The sequence below is a fragment of the Streptomyces sp. NPDC031049 genome (assembly GCF_055571015.1).
In genome coordinates this window covers 624377-647003 of record NZ_JBVIGC010000001.1, presented here as the reverse complement: position 1 = coordinate 647003, position 22627 = coordinate 624377, and the positions used below count along the sequence as shown (strand labels likewise).

Sequence of the window (22627 nt, the reverse complement as noted above, 5' to 3'; positions counted from 1 at the left end):
CGACGCATTATTCGCCGCCGCACCAAAGCGTCACTTATCCTCGGGGGTGTGATCGAGGCCCGCCATCTCCGTGTCCTGCGCGCCGTCGCCGCCACCGGCTCCTTCTCGGCGGCGGGGCGCGAGCTGGGCTGCACCCAGCCCGCCGTCAGCCAGCAGATGAAGGCCCTGGAGGCCTCCGTCGGGACGCCCCTGCTCGTGCGCAACGGACGCGAGATGCGACTCACCCAGGCCGGCGAGGCCCTGGTGCGCCACGCCGCCGGCATCCTCGCCGGGCTCACCGCGGCGGAGGAGGAGGTCGCCGCGATCGCGGGCCTGCGCGCCGGACGGGTCCGCCTGGTGTCCTTCCCCAGCGGCAGCTCCACGCTCGTGCCCACCGCACTCGCCGCGCTCCGCGCCGCCCACCCCGGCACCCGGGTCTCCCTGGAGGAGGCCGAACCGCCGCAGTCCGTGGGGCTGCTGCGCGAGGGCGACTGCGACGTGGCGCTCGCCTTCCGCTACGAGGGCGCGGCCGGCGCGGAGGAGTGGGACGACCTGGTGGTGCGGCCGCTGCTGACCGACCGGCTGGTGGCCCTGGTGCCCGAGCGGCATCCGCTCGCCCGCTCGGCGTCGGTGTCCATCGGCGAACTGGCCGACCAGTCCTGGATCGCGGGCTGCCCCCGCTGCCGGGGCCAGCTGGTCGAGGTGTGCGCGGAGGCCGGTTTCACACCGCGCATCGACTTCGCGACCGACGACTACCCGGCCGTCGTCGGCCTGGTCGGCGCCGGCCTGGGCGTCGCCGTCCTGCCCCAGCTCGCGGTGGAGTCGGTGCGGCCGCGGGGCGCGCGCACGGTGGAGCTGGAACCCGCGGTGCGCCGCGAGATCGTCGCGCTCACGCTGCCGGACCTGGCCCAGGTCCCGGCCGTGACGGCCACCCTGGACCACCTGGCGCGGGCAGCGGCGCGCTGACCCGACCGGAGCCCAGCGCGCCGAGGGGTGCACGACGGGCCCGGACGAAGGCGGGGCACGCTTCCGCGTGCCCAGTCAAGAGAAACGTTCCTTCAGTGAGACGAGGCGGCTTCCCCGCTGGCCGCCGACACCAGGCGGTTGCGTGCCCGCCCCATGAGCTCCTCGCGCTCGTCCTCGGTCAGTCCGCCCCACACGCCGTACGGCTCGCGCACCGCCAGCGCGTGGGCTGCGCACTCGGCGCGCACCGGGCACCGCATGCAGACCTCTTTGGCCGAGTTCTCACGAGCGCTCCGAGCCGCACCGCGTTCGCCTTCCGGATGGAAGAACAGCGAGCTGTCCACCCCACGGCACGCGGCCAGGAGCTGCCAGTCCCACAGGTCCGCGTTCGGTCCGGGAAGGCGGGAGAAATCTGCCATTGCGTGACCCCTTGTAGCCGATCTGGGTGGACGGGGTGTCCACGACCGTACAACTACCATCTAAGGAGATGAAAATATGACTCATTGCGAATCTAGCCTCAGACACTGCCAAAGCGGAAGAAAAAGGGCCGAATGGGGCATGGGTTGTGATGAAAGCTTGTGGGTCCGCCGCGCATGTCTGCACCGTGTCCGCGCCCTCACGTAGAGTGCCGAAGACGGCACACGGCCCCGTAACTCTTTCGAGTGACCGTCGTTGAGAGTGCGGAGGCGGTTGAAAGAACAAGCGCTCGGGCGGGCGTCCGAGACGGTCGACCGCACAGGTGACGATTCGTACCAGCCTGGAGGCTCAAGGTGACGCGCATCAGCTGCGGAGGACGGCCATGACATCCGTCCTCGTCTGCGACGACTCCCCGCTTGCCCGAGAGGCGCTCCGCCGCGCGGTCGCGACCGTGCCCGGCGTCGAGCGCGTGACGACGGCTGCCAACGGCGAGGAAGTCCTCCGCCGCTGGGGTGCCGACCGCTCGGACCTCATTCTGATGGACGTGCGCATGCCCGGCCTGGGCGGCGTCGAGACCGTCCGGCGGCTGCTGTCCGCCGACCCCGGCGCGCGCATCATCATGCTCACCGTCGCCGAGGACCTCGACGGCGTCGCCCTCGCGGTCGCCGCCGGCGCCCGTGGCTATCTGCACAAGGACGCCTCGCGCGCCGAACTGCGCGCCACGGTCACCCAGGCCCTCGCCGACCCGACCTGGCGGCTCGCCCCGCGCCGGCTGCGCTCCGCCGAGATGGGCGCCGCGCCGACGCTCACCGCCCGGGAGATCCAGGTCCTGGAGGGCATGAGCCACGGCCGCTCCAACGCGGAGATCGGCCGTGAGCTGTTCCTCTCCGAGGACACGGTCAAGACCCATGCCCGGCGGCTGTTCAAGAAGCTCGGTGCCTCGGACCGGGCCCATGCGGTGGCGCTCGGCTTCCGCTGGGGCCTGGTCCGCTAGGCCCGGCCCGGTCGGATCGGGACGCAGGTGACCGTCGGTGCCGATGGGCTCAGCAGCGGGCACGGCGCGTCCGGCCGCACGGCGAAGGACGGCGGCGGAGCGCCGGGAAGGCCCCCGCGCGGGCGAAGCCCGGTGCGGACCGGGCGACGGCCGGCGACGACACCGTGGAGGGGCGGGGTGCGCCCCGCCGCCGCGGCATGAAACGCCGGACGGGCCCCGGAGGCGCCCCGTGACCGGCGGCCCGGACCGGGCCCACGGACTCACGGCGATCCCCGCTTACCGCGAGGTGGGCGGGGGTGACAAGGCGACCCGCCGGACGCCCGGTGCTCGTTTCGCCGCCGATGCCGCATCCTTGAGGTGTGGAGTTCCTCGGGGACGAGTCGGTCGAGCGGAAGGGGAGGGCGCAGGGGATGAGTTCCGGCGCACCTGCTCATAACGCTTCGGTGCACAACAACGGACACGGTGCCATGGACCGCACGGCCAGAGGGCACCATGGACCGATGCGCGACGACGAGGCGGCAGCCGACCACGGGAGTGTGGGCGCGCTGGTGCACCGCGCCGTGGACGGTGACGAGCAGGCCACGCACGACCTGCTCGCGCACGTCCACCCACTGGCCCTGCGCTACTGCCGCACCCGGCTGTCCCGGCTGCCCGGCGACGCGCGCCACTTCGTCGAGGACCTCGCCCAGGAGGTCTGCGTCGCGGTGCTCCTCGCACTGCCCCGCTACAAGGACACCGGGCGCCCCTTCGAGGCGTTCGTCTTCGCCATCGCCGCCCACAAGGTCGCCGATCTCCAGCGCGCGGCGATGCGGCACCCCGGCTCGACGGCGGTGCCGTCCGACGAGATGCCCGAGCGGCCGGACGACTCCCTCGGCCCGGAGGAGCGGGCGCTGCTCAGCAGCGACGCCGAATGGGCCAAGAAACTGCTGGCCAACCTGCCGGAGAACCAGCGCGAGCTGCTCCTGCTGCGCATCGCGGTGGGGCTCACGGCCGAGGAGACCGGCCAGATGTTGGGAATGTCACCCGGGGCCGTGCGTGTGGCACAGCACCGGGCACTGAGCCGGCTGCGCGCGCTCGCGGAGCAGTAAGGGCCGCCGCGGGAAACCGCCGTGAACGGGCGGCGGCCGGCTCCCGTACGAAGCTACGAAGCCCGGTGCTGTCCTTGATCGTGGAATGAGACACCCTCACTTCCCGTTAGCATGGACATCCGCACCGATCAAGGCCATTTGGGGAAGGTGTCATGACTGCCAACGTCGACGGAGTGCCCGAGAAATTCGCGACACTCGGGCTGACCTACGACGACGTGCTGCTGCTGCCGGGCCCGTCGGACATGGCACCCGACGAGATCGACACCGCCTCGTACGTCTCCAAGAACGTGCGGGTCAACATCCCGCTGCTGTCCGCCGCCATGGACAAGGTGACCGAGTCGCGCATGGCCATCGCCATGGCCCGCCAGGGCGGCGTCGGCGTGCTGCACCGCAACCTGTCCATCGAGGACCAGGCCAACCAGGTCGACCTGGTCAAGCGCTCCGAGTCCGGCATGGTGGCCAACCCCATCACCATCCACCCGGACGCCACGCTCGCCGAGGCCGACGCGCTGTGCGGCAAGTTCCGCATCAGCGGCGTGCCGGTCACCGACGGCGCCGGCAAGCTGCTCGGCATCGTCACCAACCGCGACATGGCCTTCGAGACCGACCGCACCCGGCAGGTGCGCGAGGTCATGACGCCGATGCCGCTGGTCACCGGCAAGGTCGGCATCTCCGGCCTGGACGCCATGGAGCTGCTGCGCCGGCACAAGATCGAGAAGCTGCCGCTGGTCGACGACCACGGCGTGCTCAAGGGCCTGATCACGGTCAAGGACTTCGTCAAGGCCGAGAAGTACCCGCACGCCTCCAAGGACGCCGAGGGCCGGCTGCTGGTCGGCGCCGCGGTCGGTGTCGCCGGTGACGCCTACGAGCGCGCCCAGGCGCTGATCGAGGCGGGCGTCGACTTCATCGTCGTCGACACCGCGCACGGCCACTCCCGCCTGGTCGGCGACATGGTCGCCAAGATCAAGTCCAACTCGTCCGGCGTCGACGTCATCGGCGGCAACGTCGCCACCCGCGACGGCGCCAAGGCCCTGGTCGACGCGGGCTGCGACGGCATCAAGGTGGGCGTGGGCCCCGGCTCCATCTGCACCACGCGCGTGGTCGCCGGCGTCGGCGTCCCGCAGGTCACGGCGATCTACGAGGCCTCGCTCGCCGCCCGTGAGGCGGGCGTGCCGGTGATCGGCGACGGCGGTCTCCAGTACTCCGGCGACATCGCCAAGGCCCTGGTCGCGGGCGCCGACACGGTGATGCTCGGCTCGCTGCTCGCGGGCTGCGAGGAGTCGCCGGGCGAGCTGATGTTCATCAACGGCAAGCAGTTCAAGTCCTACCGCGGCATGGGCTCGCTGGGCGCCATGCAGACCCGCGGGGAGCGCAAGTCGTTCTCCAAGGACCGCTACTTCCAGGAGGGCGTCGCCTCCGACGAGCAGCTCGTCCCCGAGGGCATCGAGGGCCAGGTGCCCTACCGCGGCCCGCTCTCCTCGGTCGTCCACCAGCTGGTCGGCGGCCTGCGCCAGTCGATGTTCTACGTCGGCGGCAAGACCGTGCCCGACCTCCAGGCCAACGGCCGGTTCGTGCGGATCACCTCCGCCGGGCTCAAGGAGAGCCACCCGCACGACATCCAGATGACGGTCGAGGCGCCGAACTACAGCAGCAAGAGGTAGCCGCCGACCCTCCGACGCCGGCAGGGCGGCCCCGGACAGGTCCGGGGCCGCCCTGCCGCCGTGCGTCGGGGATACTGGGAGGCGCCGCAACGCAACAGGGAAAGGCCACCAACGTGACTGAGATCGAGATCGGGCGCGGCAAGCGCGGCCGCCGGGCGTACGCCTTCGACGACATCGCCGTCGTCCCCAGCCGCCGTACGCGGGACCCGAAGGAGGTCTCGATCGCCTGGCAGATCGACGCCTACCGCTTCGAGCTGCCGTTCCTGGCCGCCCCCATGGACTCGGTCGTCTCCCCGGCCACCGCGATCCGCATCGGCGAGCTGGGCGGCCTGGGCGTGCTGAACCTCGAGGGCCTGTGGACGCGGTACGAGGACCCGCAGCCGCTGCTCGACGAGATCGCCGAGCTGCCCGCCGAGGCCGCGACCCGCCGCCTCCAGGAGGTCTACGCCGCGCCGATCAAGGAGGAGCTGATCGGCCGGCGGATCAAGGAGGTGCGCGACTCCGGTGTGGTCACCGCCGCCGCGCTCTCCCCGCAGCGCACCGCCCAGTTCTCCAAGGCGGTCGTGGACGCGGGCGTGGACATCTTCGTCATCCGCGGCACCACGGTGTCGGCGGAGCACGTGTCCTCCTCGCACGAGCCGCTGAACCTGAAGCAGTTCATCTACGAGCTGGACGTCCCGGTGATCGTCGGCGGCTGCGCCACCTACACCGCGGCCCTGCACCTGATGCGCACGGGCGCGGCGGGCGTGCTGGTCGGCTTCGGCGGCGGCGCCGCGCACACCACGCGCAACGTGCTGGGCATCCAGGTCCCGATGGCGACGGCCGTCGCCGACGTGGCCGCGGCCCGCCGGGACTACATGGACGAGTCCGGCGGCCGGTACGTGCACGTCATCGCGGACGGCGGTGTCGGCTGGTCCGGCGACCTGCCCAAGGCGATCGCCTGCGGCGCCGACGCGGTGATGATGGGCTCGCCGCTGGCCCGCGCGACGGACGCGCCGGGCAAGGGCCACCACTGGGGCATGGAGGCCGTCAACGAGGAGCTGCCGCGCGGCAAGAAGGTCGGCCTCGGCACGGTCGGCACGATCGAGGAGATCCTCACCGGCCCGTCCCACACCCCCGACGGCTCCATGAACTTCTTCGGCGCGCTGCGGCGGGCGATGGCCACGACCGGCTACAGCGAGCTGAAGGAGTTCCAGCGGGTCGAGGTGACGGTCGCGGACTCCCAGCACCGGCGGTAGTCCGGCCGCGACGACGGCGGTCCGGCGTACGACGCGTACGACGACGAAGGGCCCGGAGCAGTGCGCTCCGGGCCCTTTCTGCCGCTCAGAGCCGGTGCGCCGCCCCCGTGGGAGTGGCGCCGCGCGTGTCCAGCAGCAGTTGGGCCTTGACCGACAGGCCCTGGAGGTCGTACGTGCGGTGCTGCTGGAGGAGGATCGTCAGGTCGGCGTCGGCGGCGGCCTCGTAGAGGGAGTCGGCGCGCGGGACCGGGCGGTCCAGGACCGTCCAGGACGGGATGTGCGGGTCGTGGTAGCTCACGGAGGCGCCCAGCTCCATCAGCCGGGTCGCGATCTCCTGGGCCGGGGTGGCCTGCTGGTCGGCGAGATCGGCCTTGTAGGTGACGCCGAGCAGCAGGACACGGGCGCCGCGCGCGGACTTGCCGTGCTCGTTGAGGAGCGTGGCGGCGCGCTGGACGACGTAGCGGGGCATCTGGCTGTTGACCTGTCCGGCCAGTTCCACCAGGCGCAGGCCGCGCGGGGCGTGGCCGGTGAGGTCCTGGGCGGCGGAGTGGCCGCCGACACCGGGGCCGGGGCGGAAGGCCTGGAAGCCGAACGGCTTGGTCTCGGCGCAGCGGATGACGTCCCACAGGTCGACGCCCAGGTCGTTGCAGAGCACGGCCATCTCGTTGACCAGGGCGATGTTCACGTGCCGGAAGTTGTTCTCCAGCAACTGCACCGTCTCCGCCTCCCGGGGGCCGCGGGCGCGGACCACCTTGTCGGTGAGGCGGCCGTAGAACGTGGCGGCCGACTCGGTGCAGGCGGGGGTGAGCCCGCCGATGACCTTCGGGGTGTTGGCGGGGGTGAAGTCGCGGTTGCCGGGGTCGACGCGGCTGGGGGCGTAGGCGAGGTGGAAGTCGCGGCCCGCCCGCAGCCCGGAGCCCCGCTCCAGGATCGGGCGGAGGAAGTCCTCCGTCGTGCCCGGGTGCACCGGCGATTCCAGGATCACCGTGGTGTGCGGGCGCATGTGGGCGGCCAGGGTGCGGGCGGCGGCCTCCACCTGGCCCAGGTCCGGGCCGCCGTCCGCGCCGGGCGGGGTGGGGGCGCAGATGACGGCCGTGCGGACGCGGCCCAGCTCGGCCGGGCCGGCCGCGGTCCGGAAGCCCCCCGAGAGCATCCGGCGCAGTTCGGCGGGGGTGAGCGGGTCGGCCTCGGGCCCGGTGCGGTAGCCGAGGGTGGGGATGCCGGCGGCGACGGCGGCCTGGGCCAGGGGCAGGCCGTACGGGCCGAGTCCGATGACGGCGAGATCTGCGGGCATGGCGTGGGCCGTCCTTCCCAGTAGCCGAAGCGGGACAGGTGCGCAAGCCCTGTGGACAGGATGGGCGAGCACAACGTCAGACTAGGAGTAAATATGACCGATATGTGGGATTGATCCGCGAGTTTTCGCCGAGTGTTGGCGGGAGCGACGGCCCTGCCGCCGACGGGCGGCCCCCGGTGCCCCGCGTTGTCCACAGGTTGCGGGTGCGTGGTGGCTGAAGTCGGGCAACACCGTCAGAATCTGGGCATGGGGGTACGCGGAACGACCGGGCCTCGCCCCCACGGGTGTGGCCGACGTGACCGAGGGACCGGATGAGCCGGACGGACCGGACGAGCGGGAGGCAGCGGTGAGGACAGCGGCACTGGGGCCCGAGCAGCGGGCCGAGGCGCTCGCGGCCATGGCCGAGCGGGAGCTGGACCTGCTGGTCGTCGGCGGCGGCGTGGTGGGCGCGGGCACCGCCCTCGACTCCGCGACCCGCGGACTGGCCACGGGACTGGTCGAGGCACGCGACTGGGCGTCGGGCACCTCCAGCAGGTCCAGCAAGCTGATCCACGGCGGGCTGCGCTATCTGGAGATGCTCGACTTCGCCCTGGTCCGCGAGGCGCTCAAGGAGCGCGGCCTGCTGCTGGAGCGGCTCGCACCGCACCTGGTGAAGCCGGTGCCGTTCCTCTACCCGCTCCAGCACAAGGGCTGGGAGCGGCTGTACGCCGGTTCGGGCGTCGCGCTCTACGACGCCATGTCCATGGCCCGCGGCCACGGCCGGGGCCTGCCGGCCCACCGCCACCTGAGCCGCCGTCACGCCCTGCGCGTGGCACCGGCGCTGAAGAAGGACGCGCTGGTCGGCGCGTTGCAGTACTACGACGCCCAGATGGACGACGCCCGCTTCGTGGCCACCCTGGTGCGCACGGCGGCGGCGTACGGCGCCCAGGTGGCCAACCGCGCCCGCGTCACCGGCTTCCTGCGCGAGGGCGAGCGGGTCGTCGGCGCCCGGGTGCAGGACGTCGAGGCGGGCGGGGAGTACGAGGTCCGCGCCAAGCAGATCGTCAACGCCACCGGGGTGTGGACCGACGACACCCAGTCGATGGTGGGCGAGCGCGGCCGGTTCCACGTCCGGGCCTCCAAGGGCATCCACCTGGTCGTCCCCAAGGACCGCATCCACTCCGCCAGCGGGCTGATCCTGCGCACCGAGAAGTCCGTGCTGTTCGTCATCCCCTGGGGCCGGCACTGGATCATCGGCACCACCGACACCGACTGGGACCTGGACAAGGCCCACCCGGCCGCCTCCAGCGCCGACATCGACTACCTCCTGGAACATGTCAACGCCGTCCTCGCGGTGCCGTTGACCAGGGACGACGTCGAGGGTGTCTACGCCGGGCTGCGCCCGCTGCTGGCCGGCGAGTCCGACGCCACCAGCAAGCTGTCGCGCGAGCACACCGTCGCCCACCCGGTGCCGGGCCTGGTCGTCGTCGCGGGCGGCAAGTACACGACGTACCGGGTGATGGCCAAGGACGCGGTGGACGAGGCGGTGCACGGCCTCGACATGCGGGTCGCCGACTGCGTCACCGAGGACGTCCCGCTGCTCGGCGCCGAGGGCTACAAGGCGCTGTGGAACGCGCGGGCCCGCGTCGCCGCCCGCACCGGACTGCACGTCGTCCGCGTCGAGCACCTGCTGAACCGGTACGGGACGCTGGCCGAGGAGGTCCTGGCCCTCGTCGCCGAGGACCCCGCCCTCGGCGAGCCGCTCCAGGCCGCCGACGACTACCTGCGCGCCGAGATCGTCTACGCCGCATCCCACGAGGGCGCGCGTCATCTGGACGACGTCCTCACCCGGCGCACACGCATCTCCATCGAGACCTTCGACCGGGGTTCGCGCAGCGCCCGGGAGGCCGCCGAACTGATGGCGGGGGTGCTCGGCTGGGACAAGCACCGCATCGAACGCGAGGTGCACCACTACGAGAAGCGGGTCGAGGCCGAGCGGGAGTCGCAGCGCCAGCCGGACGACCTGACGGCCGACGCGGCACGGCTCGGAGCACCGGACATCGTGCCCCTGTAGCCGCTCACCGACGGGCGGATGACGCCCGGTCAGCACCGCGCCGGCACTCCGCCGCGTCCCCCGCGGGGGCCGGTGGGCGGCCCGGCCCGCACAGCCGCCCGGCGGGCGGGGCCGGGGTCCGCCGCCAGGGGCACCCGCGGCATCGAGCACTTGTCGGGTGAGAGACAATGAAGGCTCTGTCAGGGCGGGTTGCATGAGGGGACGCATGTCGGAGGCGGAGCGGGCGGGGACACCCCGCCAGGACAAGAGCGCACGTCTCCTCGCCGGGCGGTACCGGCTGGGAGACGTGCTCGGCCGCGGCGGCATGGGGACGGTGTGGCGCGCGGAGGACGAGACCCTGGGCCGCACGGTCGCCGTCAAGGAGCTGCGGTTCCCGTCGAACATCGACGAGGAGGAGAAGCGGCGCCTGATCACGCGGACGCTGCGCGAGGCCAAGGCGATCGCGCGGATCCGCAACAACAGCGCCGTCACGGTCTACGACGTGGTCGACGAGGACGACCGGCCGTGGATCGTGATGGAACTCGTCGAGGGCAGGTCCCTCGCCGAGGTCATCCGGGAGGACGGACTGCTCGAACCCCGGCGCGCCGCCGAGGTCGGCCTGGCCGTGCTGGACGTGCTGCGCTCGGCGCACCGCGAGGGCATCCTGCACCGCGACGTGAAGCCGTCGAACGTGCTGATCGCCGACGACGGCCGGGTGGTGCTCACCGACTTCGGCATCGCCCAGGTCGAGGGCGACCCGTCGATCACCTCCACCGGCATGCTCGTCGGCGCCCCCTCGTACATCTCCCCGGAGCGCGCCCGCGGCCACAAGCCCGGGCCGGCGGCCGACCTCTGGTCGCTCGGCGGACTGCTGTACGCCGCGGTGGAGGGCTCCCCGCCCTACGACAAGGGCTCCGCCATCGCGACGCTCACCGCCGTGATGACCGAACCGCTGGAGGAACCGAGGAACGCCGGCCCGCTGGCCGAGGTCATCCACGGGCTGCTCACCAAGGACCCCGCCAAGCGGCTCGACGACGCCGGCGCCCGCGCGCTGCTCAACAAGGTCATCCACGCGCCCGAGGACCGGGCCGGCGCCCGGGAGCCCGCCGACGCCACCAAGGTAGTGCCGCTCCCGGCGCAGTCCGGCGAGCGCGAGGGGCGGGCCGAGGAGGCCGGGGAGCGGCTGCGGGGCGCGCTGCGCTCGGTGCGCAAGGCCGCCGCGGGGACGGTGGCCTCCCGCGCCAGGTCCGGTGACGCCCCGGCCGCTTCCGGCGGGGAGCGCGCCACCGCGGGCGCCGCCGCCTCGACGGCGGCCCCGGCAGCGGCATCCCGGCCGGGCAACGCCCCCGCCGCGGGCCGGAGTTCCGGATGGCCCGTGATGCCGCCGCCGGACCTGCCGGCCCGGCCCGCGCCGAAGGCCTCCCTCACCGACGTGGTGCCCAGGCGCACGCTGGTGATCGTCGCGGTGGTCGTGGTGCTCGCCGTGCTCGGCACGGTGCTGGCGTTCGCGCTCGGCGGCGACGAGGGCACCAAGGGCGCCGGCGGCGGCGACCGCCCGGCCGCCACCGCCGGCGACACCAAGCAGGACGAGAACGGCGGCACGGACGGCGACGGCGCCCGCACGGACGGCTCCGCCCGGGAGTCCGGGGCCGCGGACCCCGGCCAGGACGGTACGCCCGGTTCGTCGGCCGGGGCCGGGCCGGGCGCCGGAGACGCGGGCGACGACGCCTCGAAGGACGACTCCGCCAAGGACGACTCCGCCGAGGGCGACGAGGCCGCGGCGACCACCCACAAGGGCGGCCAGGGATACCGCATCGGGCTGCCCGAGGGCTGGACGTACCGGTCGACGGGCGCCGCCGGCGACCGGTTCACCGGGCCCGACGGGCAGAAGCTGCTCGTCGCCTGGACGTCCACGCCCAAGGGCGACCCGGTCGCGGACTGGAAGAACCAGGAGCGGTTCATGGTGCGCTCCCAGTACCAGAAGATCCGCATCGAGAAGGTCGGCTACCGCGGCTGGAACGCGGCCGACTGGGAGTTCACCTACGTCGACGGCGGCACCAAGTACCGGACCGTCGACCGGGGCTTCGTCGTCGACGGCCGGCAGGGCTACGCGCTGATGTACACGGCGAAGGCCGCCGACTGGGACACCGACCGGCGCCGGGACACCTGGCGGACCCTGACCAAGACGTTCGAGCCGAAGAAGTGAGCCCGGCGCCCCCGGTGGTTTCGGGGGCGCCGAGATCTGGCATCCCCTCTCTGCGGGTTGCCTCCGGCACGTATCGTGAGTGCTTGCGGACCGTACGCAGCCGGAACGAACCGCGGCGCGAACGGAATTGACCGACCGGGCTGCCGGGGGAGGCATCGTGGACGACTACGCGGGACGGGTACTCGCCGACCGCTACCGCCTGCCGCTGCCGCCGTCCGACGAGTACGAACTCACCGAGACCCGGGCCTTCGACACCTACAGCGGGCAGGAAGTCCTCATCAGGCAGGTCCCGTTGCCCGAGGTCGTCGAGGCGGAGGTGCTCGACGCCGAGGGACTGCCCGACGGCTTCACGGCACGCGACGGCGGCCCGCGGCGCCCGGTGCAGCGGGCGTCGGCCGCCCGAGGCGGCACCCGGCGGCCCGCCGACCCCGTGGTGCGGCGGGCGATGGAGGCCGCGCAGGCCGCGGCGGCCATCCCCGACCATCCGCGGCTCGACCAGGTCTTCGACGTGTTCGCGGAGGGCGGTTCCCTGTGGATCGTCAGCGAACTGGTGGCCGCGCGGCCGCTGGCGGCCCTGCTCGCCGAGCAGCCGCTGACGCCGTACCGGGCGGCCGAGGTCGCCGCCGACGTCCTCATGGCGCTGCGGGTGCTGCACGGCCACGGCTGGGTGCACCGGAACATCACCGCGCGCACGGTGCTGGTCTGCGACGACGGCCGGGTGATGCTGACCGGGCTCGCGGTCGGCGCGGCGGAGGAGGCGCTGTGCGGGTACGACCCGGTGCCGGGCGCGGACACGCCGGCCGGGGACGGCCCTGGCGGCGGGGCGGGTTCCGGCGTGCCGGGAGGGTTCGGCGGTGGCGCGGGCCCCGGTGAGCCGGGAGGGTTCGGCGGGAGCGCGGGCGCGGGCGGTGGTGCGGGTCTCGGTGCGTCCGCGCGGGGTGGCGGATTCGGGGCGTCCGGTCCCGCGCCCGGTCCTGGCGGGGCCGGGGCGGGGGAGCCGGGTGTGCCCGGTGCCCCGTACGCCGCCGTCGACCCCGAGGCCGCGCGGCGGGCCGCCATCCAGGCGCGGGCGGCCGGGGGACTGACGGCGCCCTCAACGCCCGGCGCCGACGGTGCCGCCACCGGGCTCGGCCCCCGTGCGCTGGACAGCAGCGACGACATCCGTGCCGCCCGGGCCGGTGCCATCGCCGCCTACCGCGCCGGCGCCCGGGCCGCGGCCCGGGTCCAGGAGGCACGGGCCGGCCGCGCCGCCCTGCCCGGCGCCCGCCCCGCCCCGGACGCCGTACCGGGCACCGCACCGGACACCGCGCCCGGCCCCGCACAGCCGCCGCATCTCCCCGGCCCCGGCGCCTCCACACCCGCCGGCACCACTCCGCCCGGCCAGATCGCCGACCCCTACGGCGTCAACGGGGCCTCCTGGCACGGCGCGACGCCCCGTACGACCGGCACCGGCACCCCCGCCACGGCCCCCGCCCTGCCCGCGGCCCGCACCCCGCAGCCGCCGACCGCCCCCGCCGCCCACGGGCCGACCGCCCCCGCCGCCCCGCAGGCCGGCGGCTGGGACGGCCCCGTCGCCGGGACCCCGGCGCCGCCCCGCGGCCCCGCCACCGCGCTGGCCGCCGAGCGGGCGCGCCAGGCACGGATGGCCGTCGTCGGACCGGTCACCGAACGCTGGGCGCCGGAGCAGGCCGGCCCCGTCCACGAGAACTGGCGGCTGGCGCCGCCCATCGGCCCCGCGACCGACCTGTGGGCGCTCGGCGCGCTGCTCTTCCGCGCCGTACAGGGCCATGCCCCGTACCCGGAGGAGTCCACCGCCGAACTGGTGCAGATGGTGTGCGCCGAGCCGCCCGCCTTCGCCGAGGAGTGCGGTCCGCTCCGCCCGGTCGTGGAGTCGCTGCTGCGTCAGGACCCCACCGAGCGGCTGGAGTTCGAGGAACTGCGCGGCTGGCTGCGCTCCCTGGTGCGGTCCGCGCCCGAACCCGACGCCGGACTGCACGTCATCTCCGCCCCGCCCCCCGCCGACACCGGCCGGCTGCCCGTCGTCCGCCGGCGCGGCGACCTCGTGCGCAGGCGGCGCGCCGGGCTGCCCGCGCACCACGGGCGCCACAAGCGGGCCAGGCGGGAGGGGCGGTCCCCGCGCAGCCTCGGACGGATCCTGCTCCTGCTGATACTGCTCGGCGTCGCGGGGGCCATCGCGTACGCCCTGCTCTTCATGCCGAAGGCCGACAGCGGCGGTGCCGGTGCCCAGGACCGTACGGGCGCCGTGGGCGAGGCGAGCCAGGCGCCGCCGCCCGCGCGGTCCCCGGACGCCGACGACGGATCGCGGCCCGACGGGCAGGACTCCCCGAAGAGCGAACCGAGCGCGTCGCGGTCCACGGGCGCCGCCGAGACGCAGACCACGGGCCCGGGCGCCGCCGACGGCTTCACCCTGCGCAAGGACCCCGAGGGCTTCAGCGTCGCCGTCGCCGAGGGCTGGGACCGCACGCCGGTCAACGGCCGCGGCCAGGTCGTCTACGCGGACGGCGACTTCGAGCTGATCGTCGTACCCGGCCGGGACCGGGCCGACGAGGCGGGCGACGACCCGATGGTGTACCAGCGCGACAAGGAGCCCGAGCTCCAGCCGTACCGCGACTCCAGCTGGGCCACCTCCACCGGGCTGAAGACCATCGAGGTGGGCGGACGCACCATGGCCGAGGGGCAGTTCACCTGGACCGGCGACGACGGCGGTGAGCTGTACGTGCGCAACCTCGCCATGCTGATCGACGGCCGCTACCACGTCGTCCAGGTGCGCGGCCCCGAGGCCGAACGGGACAAGGTGACCCGGCTGTTCGAGCAGGCGTCGGCGACCTACCGCTACACCGGCTGACCACACGGCGGCTCCCGTCGGGGCCGCCCCGCCCCGTCCCACCGGACGCAACCGTCACAGAGCGGTCTCCATGGGGCCCCGCCGGTTCCCTGAGCGGGGACCGGTCCTTACGCTGACCCTGTCAAGACCATTGCGGGGCAACGTGAATCAGATGCAGGGGCGGCTCCTGGCGGGCCGCTACCGGCTCGGCGACACCATCGGCAGCGGGGGCATGGGCCGGGTGTGGCGGGCCGACGACGAGGTGCTGAACCGGGCGGTCGCCGTCAAGGAGCTGACGGCCGCGCTGTACGCCTCCGAGAACGACCAGGCCATCCTGCTCGCCCGGACCCGGGGCGAGGCGCGGGCCGCCGCGCGGATCAACCACTCCGCCGTCGTCACCGTGCACGACGTGCTCGAACACGACGGCCGGCCCTGGATCGTCATGGAGCTGGTCGAGGGCCGCTCGCTCGCCGACGCGATGCAGGAGGAGGGGCGGATCGAACCGCGCGAGGCCGCGCGCGTCGGCCTGTGGGTGCTGCGCGCCCTGCGCGCCGCGCACACCGCCGGTGTCCTGCACCGCGACGTCAAACCGGGCAACGTCCTGCTCGCCCGGGACGGCCGCGTCCTGCTCACCGACTTCGGCATCGCGCAGATCGAGGGCGACTCGACCATCACCCGCACCGGGGAGGTCGTCGGCTCCGTCGACTACCTGGCGCCCGAGCGGGTCCGCGGCCACGACCCCGGCCCGGCCTCCGACCTGTGGGCGCTCGGCGCGACGCTGTACACGGCCGTCGAGGGCAGGTCGCCGTTCCGCCGCACCTCGCCGCTGTCCACGATGCAGGCGGTGGTGGAGGAGGAGGCCGAGCGGCCCCGGTACGCCGGTCATCTGGCGCCCGTCATCGACGCGCTGCTGCGCAAGGACCCCGCCGCCCGGCCGGCGTCGACCGAGGCCGAGCGGATGCTCGCGGAGGCCGCGGAGGGCCGGCGGCCCGGCGAGGCGCGGGCGTACGCGCCGGTGCCCGGGCCCGCGCGGCCCGGGGGCGGGCGCGCGGACCGCACGGGGGGCGACCCGGCGGGATCGGGCCCGTACCCACCGGCGACGGGACGGACGGCCGTCGGTCACCCGGCCGTCGGTCCCACGGCCGTCGGGCCCACGCCCATGGGCCGGGCGCCCGTGGGCCCCACACCCATGGCGCCCACACCCATGGCCCCTTCGCCCGCGACGGCCGCCGGGGCGTCCGCCCCGCGGCGCCGCCGTCGGCTGCGTACGGTCGCCCTGGTGGCGGCGTTCGCCGCGCTGGTCGGCGCGGGCACCGCCGTGGTGCTCCACAAGTGGGGCCCGGACGGCGGCTCCTCCGCGGCCCCCACGCCCACCCGCAGCGCGCCCGGGCACGGCCCCGGCGGCGGTGTACCGGACTCCTGGGTCCGCCGCGACGACCCGGTGGGTTTCAGCCTCTACCTGCCCGAGGACTGGAAGCGCGAGGAGTTCGACCGCAACGGCGACCTGACGCAGATCGACTACACCCCCGACGGCGGCGAGCACTTCCTGCGCATCGCGGTCGACACCTCGCCCGACTTCCACGACCCCTACGCCCACCAGCTCGACCTGGAGGCGCAGTTGCAGCGCCTGGTCGACTACCGGCGCGTCACCCTGGAACGCAGCGTCTACCGCGATCGCCCGAGCGCGCGCTGGGAGTACACCTGGACCGCGCTGGCCAAGGACACCTCCTTCCCCGGGCCGCGCCGCGCGATCGAGGAGATCTACATGTCCCGGGACGGCGTCGAGTACGCCCTGTACATGTCGTCGCCCGCGGCCGACTGGGAGACCACGCGCCGGCAGTTCACGGCGGTGCTCCAGGGCTGGCAGGAAAAGCGCGGCTGATCCGGCCCGCCCACCAGGGCCCGTTTCCGTCGGTTGTCGGCCACCGGCGCGCCCGGTGGCCCGGAGCGCGTCCGTCCGGTGCGGCATGATGGGGCGCATGGTGACCGAGGGGGAGGGCGGGCGTGTCATCGCGGGCCGTTACCGGCTCGGGGAGCGGCTCGGCAGCGGCGGCATGGGCGTCGTGTGGCGGGCCACCGACCTGTTGCTCGGCCGGGAGGTCGCCGTCAAGGCGCTCCCTCTCGACGTGCCGCTGTCGCCCCTGCGGGACCCCCGCTCGGCGGCCGAGGCGCGGCGGCGGCGCGATCGCACGCTGCGCGAGGCGCGTGCGGTGGCCCGGCTGAGCCATCCGAACATCATCGTCGTCCACGACGTCGTCGAGGACGACGAACGCCCCTACATCGTCATGGAGTTGATCGACGGCGGCTCGCTCGCCGACCGGATCGCCGCCGACGGGCCGGTCGACGCCGCGGAGGCCGCCCGGATCGGCCTCGCCCTGCTCGGCGCCCTGCGCACCGCGCACGCGGCCGGCGTGCTGCACCGGGACGTGAAGCCGTCCAACGTGCTGGTCGCCGGCGACGGCCGGGTGGTGCTCACCGACTTCGGGGTGGCCCAGGTCGAGGGCACCACCACGCTCACCGAGACCGGCTCCTTCGTCGGGTCGCCCGAGTACACCGCGCCCGAGCGGATGGCCGGCACCGGGACCGGCCCCGAGTCCGACCTGTGGTCGCTGGGCGCGCTGCTGTGCGCCGCGCTCAGCGGGGAGTCGCCGTTCCGCCGTGACTCGCTGGGCGGGATCGTGCACGCCGTCGTCGACGAGGCGGTCCGGCCGCCCGCGCAGGCCGGGCCGCTCCTGCCCGTCGTACGGGGCCTGCTGGAGCGCGACCCGCGGCGGCGGCTGGACGCGGCCGGGGCCGAGGAGATGCTGCGCGCCTTTCTGGCCACGGGCCGTACGCCCGTGCCGGCGCCCGCCGGAGGGCCGGCCCGGCAGTCCACGCGGGGCCTGCTCATGGCGGTGTTCCGTCCGTTTCGCCGCCGTCCGGTGCGCAGGCCCCCGAACGGGAGGTGAGCGGCGCCCGCGTCACGGGTCTGTGACCGGTGCGCACCCCCGCTGGAAGCCGGTGTCGCCGGCACGGTATGCATAGGCGCATGAACAGCAACGGGGGAGCCCGCCAGGGAACCGACGAGCCGACGAGTTTCGGCCTGCAACCGCCGAACCCGCAGGCCGCCGCCGGGCATCCCGGCAACCCGTACGCGACACCGACCCAGGCCGTGCCGGCGCAGCCGTCCGGCCCGCGGCCCCATCCCCAGCCGCCGTCCGGTCCGTCGCCGCAGCCGCCGCACTCCTCCGGTCCGTCGCCCGAGGGCCCGCAGCCGCAGCCGCAGCCGCAGTCGTCCGGGCCGGTGCCGCAGGGCCCGCAGCCCTCCGGCCCGGCACCGCGGGACCCGCGGCAGGCGGCGTCGCCCGCGTCCTCGGCGTCGTCCTCCGCGTCGTCCACCGCGCCCGCCGCCCCGGACCCCGGGGCCGGGCGGCTCATCGCCGGCCGCTACCGCCTCGTCGCCAAGCTCGGCCACGGCGGCATGGGCACGGTGTGGCGCGCCGTGGACGAGACGGTGGACCGCGAGGTCGCCGTCAAGGAACCTCGGGTCCCCGACCACCTGCCCGAACGCGAGCGGGCCAACGCCTTCGAGCGGATGCGCCGCGAGGCACGTGCCGCGGCCCGGCTCGACCACCCGTCGGTGGTCGCCGTCCACGACGTGGCCGTCGTGGACGGCCGGCCGTGGATCGTGATGGAGCTGGTGCGGGGCCGCTCGCTCGGCGACGCCCTCCAGGAGGGCACGCTGGACGCCCGCGAGGCCGCCCGGATCGGCCTGGAGGTGCTGGGCGCCCTGGAGGCCGCGCATGCGGCGGGCGTGCTGCACCGGGACGTGAAGCCGGACAACGTGCTGCTCGGCCGGCACGACCGGGTGGTCCTCACGGACTTCGGCATCGCCCAGATCGAGGGCGAGACCAATCTGACCGACACCGGCGGCTTCGTCGGCTCGCCCGAGTACATCGCCCCCGAGCGGGTGCTGGGACAGCGTCCCGGTCCGGCGAGCGACCTGTGGTCCCTGGGCGTCGTGCTCTACGCGGCGACGGAGGGCGTCTCACCGTTCCGCCGCAGCAACACCCCCGCCACGCTCCAGTCGGTCCTCAACGCCGTCCCCGCGCCGCCAGCGGCCGCCCAGGGGCCGCTGGCCGAGGTCATCACCGGACTGCTCCAGAAGGACCCCGCGCACCGTCCGGACGCCGCGCGGGTCCGCGCCCTGCTGACCGAGGCGGTCCGGCCGCCCGCCCCCGCGCAGCCCACCCAGGTCATCCGGCAGAGCGGGCCGGAGGGACCGGGCGGGCCGGGCGCCGGGGGCCGGTTCCGGCCGGGCCGCAAGACGTGGCTCGGGCTCGGCGCGGCGGTCGTCGCGGCCTCGGCAGCGGCGTACCTGGTGCTCGCCGACCCGTTCGCCGGGCCGCTGCCCGAGGGCTGGAAGAAGCACGACCTCGGCACCAAGGCCGGCGTCAGTCTCGCCGTCCCGGCCGGGTTCGAGAAGCTGGAGCCGGCGGACGACTGGGACGGCACCGACCTGACCTTCGCCGACCCCAGCGGGGCCGTGTCCATCCACGTCGACCGCGACCCCGAGGGCGACGAGGAGGCCGGCGACGTCCCGGACACCGCCGCGGGCAAGGCGTTCGCCGACTGGGAGATGCTCCGGGACGGGGAGTACTCCTGGGACATCGCCACCGAGCCCGCGCCGAAGGGCGAGCCGAAGGAGTCGACGTACAAGGGGAAGAAGGCGGCCGAGAACACGATCGTCTACACCACCACGGACACCCAGGAGCCCCGGGTCCGCGAGTTCCGGATCTTCTACTACCGGGCGGGGAACGGGGACATGTACCGCATCCACATCGACTACCCGGGCAAGGGCTACTTCGCCGAGCAGGGCCGGGAGATCGCCCGGATCGCGCTCGCCAACTGGGAGGTCGCCAAGCCCTGACGGCGCGTCGACAAGGGGCCTTACCGCACGGTACTCATGAGGCATGAGCCACGGCGGGGAAGACAGCGGCGACGGTGAGAAGCGGGCCGGCGGTGCCGCCGGCCGGACACGGTTGGTCGGCGGGCGCTACCGCCTGATCGAGCCCCTGGGCTCCGGCCGCACCGGAACCGTCTGGCGGGCCCACGACGAGCTGGCCCGGCGCGAAGTCGCCGTCCGCCAGCCACGGTTGCCCGCGGCACCCGCCACCAGCGGCTCGACGGACGGCGTTCCGGGCAACGGCGGTCCGGCGAACGGCGGACCGGACAACCGCGGACCGGACAACCGCGGCCCGGGCAACGGAGGCCCGGCGGGCGCCGGCCCGGTGAACGGAGGCCCGGTGGGCGCCGGGCCCGCCGGCGCCGGATCTGCCGGCGTCGCCCCCGCCCGCGTAGACCCCCTGGGCGGCCCGCCGGTGGACGAGTGGCACCGGCGGGCCGCCCACCGGCTCTGCCACGAGGCCCGCGCCGCCGCCCGCGTCGACCATCCGGCGGCCGTGTCCATCCACGACGTCGTCGCCGCGCCGGACGGCACGGGTCCCGACGGCCCCGGCGGACTCCCGTACGTCGTCATGGAGCTGGTCCCCGGCGAGTCGCTCGCCGAGGTGCTGCGGCGCGGCCCCGTCGAGCCGGCCGAGGCGGCCCGCATCGGCCACGCCGTGCTCGGCGCGCTGCGGGCCGCGCACGCGGTCGGCATCGTGCACCGCGACGTCCGGCCCGCCAACGTGCTCCTCGGTCCGCACGGGCGCGTGGTCCTCACCGACTTCGGCACCGACCCCCGTGCGGCGGGGGAGTTCGCCGCACCCGAGCGATGGTCGGGCCGGGTGGCCGGCCCCGCCTCCGACCTGTGGTCGCTGGGCGCCCTGCTGTACGCCGCCGTGGAGGGCAAATCCCCGTTCGGCCGTGCGACGCCCGACGCGACGGGCGCGGCGGTCCTGTCCGAGGAGCCGCCCGCACCCCGGCGCGCCGGACGCCTCGGCCCGCTGATCCTGCGGCTGCTCGCGAAGGACCCCGAGGCGCGGCCGGACGGCGAGGAGACCGCCGGTCTGCTGGCGCGGTGCGGGTCGGCCACCGCCCCCACGGCCGCGACCGTGTGAGCCACGCGGGGGAGGCGGTGTGGAATCGCAGTGACCGGGGACCGAGCTGCTCCCGGCGCACAACGCGCTGATCAGGGCATTTCTTGCCAGCGATCACTGGCAGCGTGTGTGCACTCCGTGAATGCCTATTACCGACGGGTACACAAAGCGTTCGCCGGGGCATACCCTGCCGCTCATGACGGACGCGCAGGCCCCGGAAATGACCGGTACGGAAGAGACCGGTACCGCAGACACCGGCACGGCACAGACCGGCACCAACCCTCTCGCCCCCGCCCCCGCGGGCGCCCGCACCGCCGCCGACGTGGTCACGCCCGAGCTGGTCGCGCAGCTCACCAAGGGCGTCGTCGGCTCCGGACGCACCGCCAACCACACACCGTTCACCGGCGAGAAGCTGGCCGATCTGCCCGAGTCGACGCCCGAGGACGTGGCCAGGGCCTTCGCGCTGGCCCGCGCCGCCCAGCCGGTGTGGGCGAGGGTCCCGGTCCGGCAGCGCGCGGCCGTCCTGCTCCGCTTCCACGACCTGCTGCTGGAGCGGCAGGCCGAGGTGCTCGACCTGATCCAGCTGGAGACCGGCAAGGCCCGGCTGCACGCCCACGAGGAGGTCCAGGCCGTCGCCGTGGCCGCCCGGCACTACGGCCGCCTCGCCGCCGCCTACCTGAAGCCGAAGCGGCACGCCGGTGCCGTGCCGGCGCTGACGAAGGTCACCGAACTGCGCCACCCGCGGGGGGTGGTCGGCCAGATCGTGCCCTGGAACTACCCCCTGGAGCTGTCCGCGGGCGACGCGCTGCCCGCCCTCGTCGCGGGCAACGCCATCGTGATGAAGCCGGACACCGAGTCCTGCCTGACCGCGCTGTGGGCCCGGGACCTGCTGATCGAGGCCGGGCTGCCCGCCGACGTCCTCCAGCCCGTCATCGGCGTCGGACCCGTCGTCGGCCCCGAGGTCGTCAAGCACGGCGACTACGTCTCCTTCACCGGCTCCACCCGCACCGGCCGCGAGGTCGCCACCGTCGCCGCCGACCGCCTCGTCGGCGTCTCCCTCGAACTCGGCGGCAAGAACGCCATGCTGGTGCTGGACGACGCCGACATCGAGAAGGCGGCGGCCGGAGCCGTCCGCGCCTGCTTCTCCTCCGCCGGCCAGCTGTGCGTGTCCATCGAGCGGCTGTACGTGCACCAGTCGGTCGCCGACGCCTTCCTGGACCGCTTCGCGGCCCGCACCCGCGCCATGCGGCTGGGCACGTCCCTCGCCTACGGCGCCGACATGGGGTCGCTGGTCAGCGGGCACCAGCTGGAGACCGTCAAGCGGCACGTCGAGGACGCCGTCGCCAAGGGCGCGCGGATCGTCGCGGGCGGCGTCGCCCGCCCCGACATCGGCCCGTTCTTCTACGAGCCGACCATCCTCGACGGCGTCACCGACGACATGACGCTGTGCGGCGAGGAGACCTTCGGCCCGGTCGTGTCCGTCTACCGGTTCGGCAGCGACGACGAGGCGGTCGAACGCGCCAACGCCACGCCGTACGGCCTGAACTCCTCGGTCTGGACGACGGACGCCCGCCGCGGCCGGGAGATCGCCGCGCGGCTGCGCACCGGCACCGTCAACATCAACGAGGGCTACGCGTCCGCCTACGGCAGCGTCCAGTCACCGATGGGCGGCATGAAGGAATCGGGCCTGGGCCGCCGCCACGGCGCGGAGGGCATCCTCAAGTACACCGAGGTCCAGACGGTCGCCCACCAGCGCCTGCTCCCCATGGCCCCGTCCCTGGGCATGGACGACCAGGCCTACGCCCGCTTCATGAGCCGCAGCCTGCGCCTGATGAAGGCGTTCCGCTTCCGCTAGGTCATCCGGTCCGCCCCGTTCTCGACGAGGAGAGC

14 protein-coding genes and 2 pseudogenes are annotated in these 22627 nt (G+C 74.5%); 14 read left to right on the top strand and 2 right to left on the bottom strand.

The window, feature by feature from the left end; all coding sequences use genetic code 11:
• The first annotated feature begins 48 nt into the window (after positions 1-48).
• On the top strand, positions 49-945 hold the full coding sequence (locus tag ACZ45Q_RS02785; RefSeq protein ID WP_468253992.1) for a LysR family transcriptional regulator: 897 nt from the start codon (positions 49-51) through the stop codon (positions 943-945).
• A 92-nt stretch (positions 946-1037) separates the two neighbouring features.
• Here ACZ45Q_RS02785 and ACZ45Q_RS02780 read toward each other — a convergent pair whose 3' ends face one another.
• Positions 1038-1361: a WhiB family transcriptional regulator gene (locus ACZ45Q_RS02780; protein ID WP_468253990.1), complete on the bottom strand. Its 324-nt coding sequence runs from the start codon at positions 1359-1361 to the stop codon at positions 1038-1040.
• A 380-nt stretch (positions 1362-1741) separates the two neighbouring features.
• Here ACZ45Q_RS02780 and ACZ45Q_RS02775 point away from each other — a divergent pair, with 380 nt between their 5' ends.
• From ACZ45Q_RS02775 to ACZ45Q_RS02760, 4 genes are all read left to right on the top strand, one after another.
• On the top strand, positions 1742-2353 hold the full coding sequence (locus ACZ45Q_RS02775; protein WP_003948568.1) for a response regulator transcription factor: 612 nt from the start codon (positions 1742-1744) through the stop codon (positions 2351-2353).
• A gap of 500 nt (positions 2354-2853) precedes the next feature.
• Positions 2854-3441 (top strand): sigma-70 family RNA polymerase sigma factor, encoded by a 588-nt coding sequence (locus ACZ45Q_RS02770; RefSeq protein ID WP_468253988.1) that lies wholly within the window; start codon positions 2854-2856, stop codon positions 3439-3441.
• 152 nt (positions 3442-3593) lie between these two features.
• Positions 3594-5102, top strand: coding sequence for an IMP dehydrogenase (gene guaB, locus ACZ45Q_RS02765; protein WP_468253986.1), 1509 nt, complete (start codon positions 3594-3596; stop codon positions 5100-5102).
• A gap of 113 nt (positions 5103-5215) precedes the next feature.
• The gene (locus tag ACZ45Q_RS02760; protein WP_468253984.1) at positions 5216-6340 is read left to right on the top strand and encodes a GuaB3 family IMP dehydrogenase-related protein; all 1125 of its coding nucleotides are present in this window, start codon (positions 5216-5218) and stop codon (positions 6338-6340) included.
• A gap of 85 nt (positions 6341-6425) precedes the next feature.
• On the opposite strand, the gene ACZ45Q_RS02755 is transcribed toward ACZ45Q_RS02760, so the two are convergent.
• A complete protein-coding gene (locus ACZ45Q_RS02755; RefSeq protein ID WP_468253983.1) occupies positions 6426-7634 on the bottom strand; it encodes a nucleotide sugar dehydrogenase in 1209 nt (402 codons plus the stop codon).
• Between the two features lie 346 nt (positions 7635-7980).
• Between ACZ45Q_RS02755 and ACZ45Q_RS02750 the strand changes: the two genes are divergently transcribed.
• The 9 genes and pseudogenes from ACZ45Q_RS02750 to ACZ45Q_RS02710 all read left to right on the top strand — a co-directional run bounded on the left by ACZ45Q_RS02750 (position 7981) and on the right by ACZ45Q_RS02710 (position 22592).
• Positions 7981-9687, top strand: a complete 1707-nt coding sequence (locus ACZ45Q_RS02750; RefSeq protein WP_468253981.1) for a glycerol-3-phosphate dehydrogenase/oxidase — start codon at positions 7981-7983, stop codon at positions 9685-9687.
• A 205-nt stretch (positions 9688-9892) separates the two neighbouring features.
• Complete coding sequence (locus ACZ45Q_RS02745) at positions 9893-11872, top strand: serine/threonine-protein kinase (RefSeq protein WP_468253980.1); 1980 nt, start codon at positions 9893-9895, stop codon at positions 11870-11872.
• 157 nt (positions 11873-12029) lie between these two features.
• Positions 12030-14738 carry a protein kinase gene (locus tag ACZ45Q_RS02740; RefSeq protein WP_468253979.1) on the top strand — a complete coding sequence of 903 codons (2709 nt, stop codon included), beginning with the start codon at positions 12030-12032 and terminating at the stop codon, positions 14736-14738.
• 151 nt (positions 14739-14889) lie between these two features.
• Complete coding sequence (locus ACZ45Q_RS02735; RefSeq protein WP_468253978.1) at positions 14890-16599, top strand: serine/threonine-protein kinase; 1710 nt, start codon at positions 14890-14892, stop codon at positions 16597-16599.
• Positions 16600-16696: 97 nt separating this feature from the next.
• Complete coding sequence (locus tag ACZ45Q_RS02730; RefSeq protein WP_468253977.1) at positions 16697-17665, top strand: serine/threonine-protein kinase; 969 nt, start codon at positions 16697-16699, stop codon at positions 17663-17665.
• Positions 17666-17745: 80 nt separating this feature from the next.
• A complete protein-coding gene (locus ACZ45Q_RS02725; RefSeq protein WP_468253976.1) occupies positions 17746-19626 on the top strand; it encodes a serine/threonine-protein kinase in 1881 nt (626 codons plus the stop codon).
• Positions 19627-19669: 43 nt separating this feature from the next.
• Positions 19670-19858: pseudogene (locus tag ACZ45Q_RS02720) on the top strand (hypothetical protein); the annotation flags it as partial.
• Positions 19859-20068: 210 nt separating this feature from the next.
• Positions 20069-20713: pseudogene (locus tag ACZ45Q_RS02715) on the top strand (serine/threonine-protein kinase); the annotation flags it as partial.
• A 220-nt stretch (positions 20714-20933) separates the two neighbouring features.
• Complete coding sequence (locus ACZ45Q_RS02710; protein ID WP_468253975.1) at positions 20934-22592, top strand: succinic semialdehyde dehydrogenase; 1659 nt, start codon at positions 20934-20936, stop codon at positions 22590-22592.
• The last annotated feature ends 35 nt before the right edge of the window (positions 22593-22627 follow it).